The organism is Chamaesiphon polymorphus CCALA 037 (assembly GCF_003003845.1).
Lineage (GTDB): Bacteria > Cyanobacteriota > Cyanobacteriia > Cyanobacteriales > Chamaesiphonaceae > Chamaesiphon > Chamaesiphon polymorphus.
Genome location: NZ_PVWO01000410.1, coordinates 1 through 5,391 on the forward strand (window position 1 = coordinate 1; position 5,391 = coordinate 5,391).

Here is a 5,391-nt window from a genome sequence, read left to right on the forward strand (position 1 = left end):
GGCACAAGCCCCTTTTCTCTATTAATTATTGTTCTCTATGCTCCGTAAGCATCCCAGGAGTTTTCTGCACCACTAAGCCTAATTGCTGATAATCTAAATTAGACCGATTCACGATCGATCTAATTTAATGCCATTTATTAACTTTTTCAGCAAGCCCTATATAGTTGCTGATAACGCTGCCAATCGCCCTCGCGTTGATTGAGGGTTGCCCGTACTTGTTGTAACTTGGCGGTAGCTTGGGCAATTTCTTGGGGGCGATTTCCCGCTTGCAACTGTTGGAGATTGGCTTTGGCTTCGGCTAATTGTGCCTCTGCTTTGGCAATATCTTGGGGGCGATTTCCGGCTTGCAATTGTTGGAGATTGGCTCTGACTTTGGCTAATTGTGCTTCTGCCTTAGCAATATCTTGCGGGCGATTGCCAGCTTTCAAGCGTTGCAGATTTGCCTGCTGCTGCAATAGTTGTCCTTGGTATTGAACGAGCTGCCCGCGCAAACTAGAGTCATCCATGACCGCAATGACCTGACCTTGCTTGACGCGATCGCCTTCTTTGACTAGTAGCGATTTAATGATGCCAGCGGTTTTGGGGCTGAGATTAATCGATCGATAGGCTTTGACTGTGCCATTTGCCGTGATGGTGGTAGGAACGGTTTTCCGCTCGACTGCTTGAGTTAACGGTTTGGCAGCCGATCCGGTTGGTAATAATTCCTGCAATTTCGATCCCAAACCGACGGGGCCACCTAGTGCCATGACGATCGGCGGGAGGATGAAAATCAGCCATTTCCATTTCAACCACGGTGGCTTGGCTGGCGACTGGCTAGACGGCGAAGGATCGAGATCGCCTGTTTCCAAATGTTCCGATCGAGATTGCTGGTGCGATGTTGTTGTCACCAGAGTGCTACTCAATCTATGTTCTGGTAGAGATTGCTGGCGCGAATCTGAATTAACAGGCGTGTCGGTTAACATATCTTCCTTATCATTCATTAGAATGTGAGTACTTACTTATTAATTAGCTAAAAAAATATCGAGTTGTGACAATCTTCGCCATACTAGGAGATCGAATTGTCATTCAATGTAACTAACGGAGAGAATAGAGAACTACCCTTTACCCTCTACCCTCTACCCTCTAATCTGGAGCAATTCCCGTCCACAGTGTTTCAATGAGATTGTCAACAAAAGTTTGTGGCTCGATCGATTTAAGCTTGGGCAAGATTAACGGGATCGGAAATGGTATTTTGTTCGAGACCGCTCTAGTTACTGAATAGTTTTGGATCGAACCGACGATCGCGTGCGCGATAGTCATCGAATCACAGGGTTTAAGATGACCTTGCGAGATCGCGCGATCGATATATCTCGCAATTAACTGACTATCTCTGATCGGTGGCGGTACCATCGGTGGCAGGGCTGACTTCGACTGAGTCATCATCATCAAGACTCGCGGCATCATCTCTTGATAAAAATCCACCATCTGAGTGCAGATCTCGGTTAGTTCCGATCGAATCTCGGCTGTCGGTGTCTGATTAGACAAAATCTTGGCATATTGGGGTGTTTCGGAAACGCCAATTGCGGCTAGAAACAAAGCTTGCTTGGTGGCAAATCGTTTGAAGATCGATGCTTCCGATATGCCAGCTTTTTCGGCGATCTCAACTGTCGAACCACCTTCCCCTTGTTCTAAGAACACTTGCCTAGCGGCTGCCAAAATTTCTTCATTAGTGATTTTGGGAGGTCGAGGCATATACAACTGGGTGACTATTCACCGATCGTAGCGCGGTGTTGATGGGAGCGTCAAGTTGGCTCTGCCGCGCGGATGGCGATCGACGATCGTCCAGCCGATCTTACCTGCTCGCCGTCCAATTTTTACGCCCGATCGGGAGATCGGCAATACCTTTCATCACTTGCCCTGTCAGCGTCCCCGCAAAACTAAATTTTATGCCCCGCATTTTGCCAGAGAACGCTAATTTACCATCGTTGGCGATCGTTCCCGTAACGGGCATATCCCCAAATGGCAAACCTTTCATCGTACCTGTCAGTTCATTGCCTTTTTGACTAAATACATAAGTTGCGGTTCTGCCTTCTTCACCAAGCGACACTTTCCAAGTCCCTGCGACATTAGGCGTCTTGGTGCTAACAGTTGCAGGTTTAGGAACTTTGGCATTTGATACTGGGTTTTCAGGCGTTTGGGTAACAGCAATGTCAGACAACAACATCGAAGACACAGAGCCAAGCAAGAGTAGTGGCCAAGATTTAGACATATTTTACCTCTGAGGATAGATCTACATAACAGGTTCGCCAAATTTCAACTTGGACGATCTGCAAGGTGTATCGATGAATAATCAATAAGTGAGTGAGTAGTTACTTATTAATAATACTCAGGGGTTCCGCTCTTGTCAAGTAGGGTAGAAGGGAGGGTAGAGGGTAGAGGGTAGAGGGTAGGTTTTAGGGTAGAGGGTAATGGATTTTGGGCGATGCTGAATGGATGTATGAAATGCCCTCGAAATTTAAGGTAGGGGTAATTCATGAATTACCCCTTGTATCCTAGAAGAGATTGCATTAGCGATCGATCGCCAGCACCACAGGAAGTGGGAAATTCGGATTACCCCTAGAGACGCCAAGCTCGCAAGTGTAGATTGAATGACCATATTCCAAATAGTAGCAAACATCAAAACTGGACAGTATCAGAGGTCATCCCTAACAGGTAAACCTGCATTGACAAGGTAAGTGAATAGCTACTGGTAGTGCTGACAAATAAACGGATAGCAACCAGACACCCACAGATGAGCCAGAGCGAGCAGAAGTTAGACATCTTAGGTATCGACATCAGTAAAGCCAAATTTGATGTAGCTTTAATCAAAGCAGGAGGAGATAAAGTTAAAAATAAAGTATTTGCCAATACACCAGAAGGATTTGAGCAGTTACAACAATGGCTGACGAGTCAGAGTGTAACTCAACTGCACGGGTGTATGGAAGCGACCAGTACCTACGGCAATGCTCTGGCTCGATTTCTATTCGAGATTGGGTATGCAGTGAGTATCGTCTGTCTTGTCTCGCTTCTTACGGCGGGACACCCGCCGAGCGCGAGCCGCAATCCATCCCGCACCAAAGCTTTTGGGCGTAGTCAGTTGAGCCGGACGAAGACCGACCGCACTGATGCCAAAACAATCGCCCAATTTTGTGTGGCTCTGACACCCGCACTGTGGACACCGCCACCAATTGAGGTCGAACAGTTACAGGCATTAGTACATCGGCTGGACAACCTCAAATCCATGCGGCAACAAGAGTCCAATCGACTCGAAACCGCTGACAGCATTGTGATTGCCGCAATTACCACTCATATTGAGTTTCTGACTCAACAAATTGTTGCTACGGAAGCTCTCATTGGCGACCATTTTGACCGACATCCGCATCTGAAGGCTCAACGAGATTTAATCACCTCGATTCCAGGTATCGCCCAGGCTACTGCCTCAGCAATCTTGGCCGAAATTCGCGATTTGAGTGCGTTTGAGAGTGCCGACCAGTTGGCTGCTGTCTTGTCGGTTTTTTTATTCGGAGGGAACCTCCGAATAAAACCGCCGCTTTTGCTGGTTTAACCCCTAGCGAGTTTTCCTCTGGTTCTTCGGTACATGGCAAGCCGCGATTGTCCAAAATTGGCAATCGCAACTTACGGAAGGTTTTGTATATGCCTGCTCTAGTAGCGCGTCGTTATAATCCCTTGATTCGGGATTTTTGCGAACGCTTGCTAACTAAAGGGAAGTCGAAGATGGCTGTCATTGGTGCGGCAATGCACAAACTGTTACGTCAAGTCTTTGGTGTGCTTAAATCTGAACAACCTTTCGATCCTAATTTTCTTACTCCTCCCTCTTGACTCTCAAGACAGTATCTACCTTAAATTTCAGGGCTTGTCTCAAATGTATAATGATAAATCCCTCAATGTTTGCCATTTTCAGACAGACATCGAGGGATTTATCTAATAAATTTCTAACCTAGACTATAGATCAATACTCTAGTACTGAAGGATCTACTTCCCGACTCCAAGCTTGAATGCCACCTTTGACATTCGTGCCCTCAATTCCAGCTTCCTTGAGGATGGCTAGAGCTTTGGCAGATCGACTGCCCATCTTACAATGAGCGATGAGACGATGACCATTGAGAGCGGCTTTGACCTGCTCTATACCCTTACCCTGTTCGATATCTGGGAGGGGAATCAGGATCGCACCAGGAATTTTAGCAATATCGTACTCATTGGGATTGCGAACGTCAATTAAGACGAAATCGTCAGCACCACTATCGATGAGTTGCTTGAGTTCTGTTACCGTCATTTCTGCTAGCATACTTTGTTGTTCGGCTTCAGCCGCCTTCGCTTGCGGAATTCCACAAAACTGTTCGTAATCGATTAATTTCTCAATGACCGGACGGACGGGATTGGGACGCAGTTTCAACTCGCGGAACTTCATTTCTAGGGCATTATATAACACCAATCGACCGCTGAGTGTCGTCCCCTGACCGAGAATAATCTTCACCGTTTCGGTGGCCTGAATTACCCCGATAATACCAGGGAGAATGCCTAAAACGCCGCCTTCAGCACAGGAGGGAACCATGCCTGGTGGTGGTGGTTCTGGATACAAATCGCGATAGTTTGGCCCACCTTGATAGTTAAAGACCGTCGCTTGTCCTTCAAACCGGAAAATCGACCCATAGACGTTGGGTTTATCTAATAACACGCAAGCATCATTGACTAGATAGCGGGTGGGGAAGTTATCTGTTCCATCCACGACGATATCGTAAGGACGAATGATATCTAATGCGTTCGCCGAACTCAATGCCGTCTCATAGAGGTCTACTTGACAGTAAGGATTGATTTCATGAATCCGGTTTTTCGCCGATTCAATTTTGGGTTTGCCCACCCAAGAAGTGCCATGAATGACTTGACGTTGGAGATTGGAATGGTCTACCACATCAAAATCGACAATGCCGATGCGACCGATGCCTGCGGCAGCTAGATAGAGTAACAATGGCGAACCGAGTCCCCCCGTACCTACGCAGAGGACACTGGCAGCTTTGAGCCGTTTTTGACCGTCTAAGCCCACTTCTGGGAGGATCAAATGCCGCGAATAGCGGGCATATTCTTCAGGTAGTAACTGGATTTCGTCCAGATTCGGATCGAGCATAGCTAGTTTAGTTAAAGCTGATGATTGGTGAGTTCAACAGCGATCGCCAAGAGGTGTGGTATCTAGAAACTAGCACTCCGACCGTCGCCGTTCGCGTTGGTGTCAGCATCGCCTACCGTTAAGCACGGCGGTAGATCTACCAAATCGGTCTCCGTTCGGGTGTCCTTAAATCGGACACTGTTTACCAGACTGATGGTTAATATTCTACCTCGATCGCGGAGCGTCTTGAC

General features: G+C 47.2%; 5 protein-coding genes and 2 pseudogenes. 3 read left to right on the top strand and 4 right to left on the bottom strand.

Features of this window, described 5'->3' with window-relative positions; genetic code table 11:
- Nucleotides 1–152: 152 nt before the first annotated feature.
- The 3 genes and pseudogenes from C7B77_RS23085 to C7B77_RS23095 form a co-directional block, all read right to left on the bottom strand.
- Nucleotides 153–962, bottom strand: a pseudogene (locus C7B77_RS23085) (efflux RND transporter periplasmic adaptor subunit); the annotation flags it as partial.
- A gap of 160 nt (nucleotides 963–1,122) precedes the next feature.
- Nucleotides 1,123–1,731 carry a TetR/AcrR family transcriptional regulator gene (locus tag C7B77_RS23090; RefSeq protein WP_106310450.1) on the bottom strand — a complete coding sequence of 203 codons (609 nt, stop codon included), beginning with the start codon at nucleotides 1,729–1,731 and terminating at the stop codon, nucleotides 1,123–1,125.
- 100 nt (nucleotides 1,732–1,831) lie between these two features.
- Nucleotides 1,832–2,248: a hypothetical protein gene (locus C7B77_RS23095; protein WP_106310453.1), complete on the bottom strand. Its 417-nt coding sequence runs from the start codon at nucleotides 2,246–2,248 to the stop codon at nucleotides 1,832–1,834.
- A 522-nt stretch (nucleotides 2,249–2,770) separates the two neighbouring features.
- Between C7B77_RS23095 and C7B77_RS23100 the strand changes: the two genes are divergently transcribed.
- From C7B77_RS23100 to C7B77_RS31195, 3 genes and pseudogenes are all read left to right on the top strand, one after another.
- Nucleotides 2,771–3,583 (top strand): IS110 family transposase, encoded by an 813-nt coding sequence (locus C7B77_RS23100; protein ID WP_245894332.1) that lies wholly within the window; start codon nucleotides 2,771–2,773, stop codon nucleotides 3,581–3,583.
- Nucleotides 3,538–3,660, top strand: a pseudogene (locus tag C7B77_RS31765) (transposase); the annotation flags it as partial. The gene C7B77_RS23100 and the pseudogene C7B77_RS31765, both read left to right, overlap by 46 nt.
- Nucleotides 3,661–3,672: 12 nt before the next feature.
- Nucleotides 3,673–3,858 (top strand): hypothetical protein, encoded by a 186-nt coding sequence (locus C7B77_RS31195; RefSeq protein WP_245894334.1) that lies wholly within the window; start codon nucleotides 3,673–3,675, stop codon nucleotides 3,856–3,858.
- A 130-nt stretch (nucleotides 3,859–3,988) separates the two neighbouring features.
- Here C7B77_RS31195 and moeB read toward each other — a convergent pair whose 3' ends face one another.
- Nucleotides 3,989–5,161 carry a molybdopterin-synthase adenylyltransferase MoeB gene (gene moeB / locus C7B77_RS23105; RefSeq protein WP_106310456.1) on the bottom strand — a complete coding sequence of 391 codons (1,173 nt, stop codon included), beginning with the start codon at nucleotides 5,159–5,161 and terminating at the stop codon, nucleotides 3,989–3,991.
- Nucleotides 5,162–5,391: the final 230 nt, after the last annotated feature.

What these genes read in the sequence shown, in the direction of transcription:
- C7B77_RS23090 (WP_106310450.1), bottom strand. Translation starts at nt 1,731, where the DNA reads ATGCCTCGACCTCCCAAAATCACTAATGAAGAAATTTTGGCAGCCGCT.
- C7B77_RS23095 (WP_106310453.1), bottom strand. Translation starts at nt 2,248, where the DNA reads ATGTCTAAATCTTGGCCACTACTCTTGCTTGGCTCTGTGTCTTCGATG.
- C7B77_RS23100 (WP_245894332.1), top strand. Translation starts at nt 2,771, where the DNA reads ATGAGCCAGAGCGAGCAGAAGTTAGACATCTTAGGTATCGACATCAGT.
- C7B77_RS31195 (WP_245894334.1), top strand. Translation starts at nt 3,673, where the DNA reads ATGCCTGCTCTAGTAGCGCGTCGTTATAATCCCTTGATTCGGGATTTT.
- moeB (WP_106310456.1), bottom strand. Translation starts at nt 5,161, where the DNA reads ATGCTCGATCCGAATCTGGACGAAATCCAGTTACTACCTGAAGAATAT.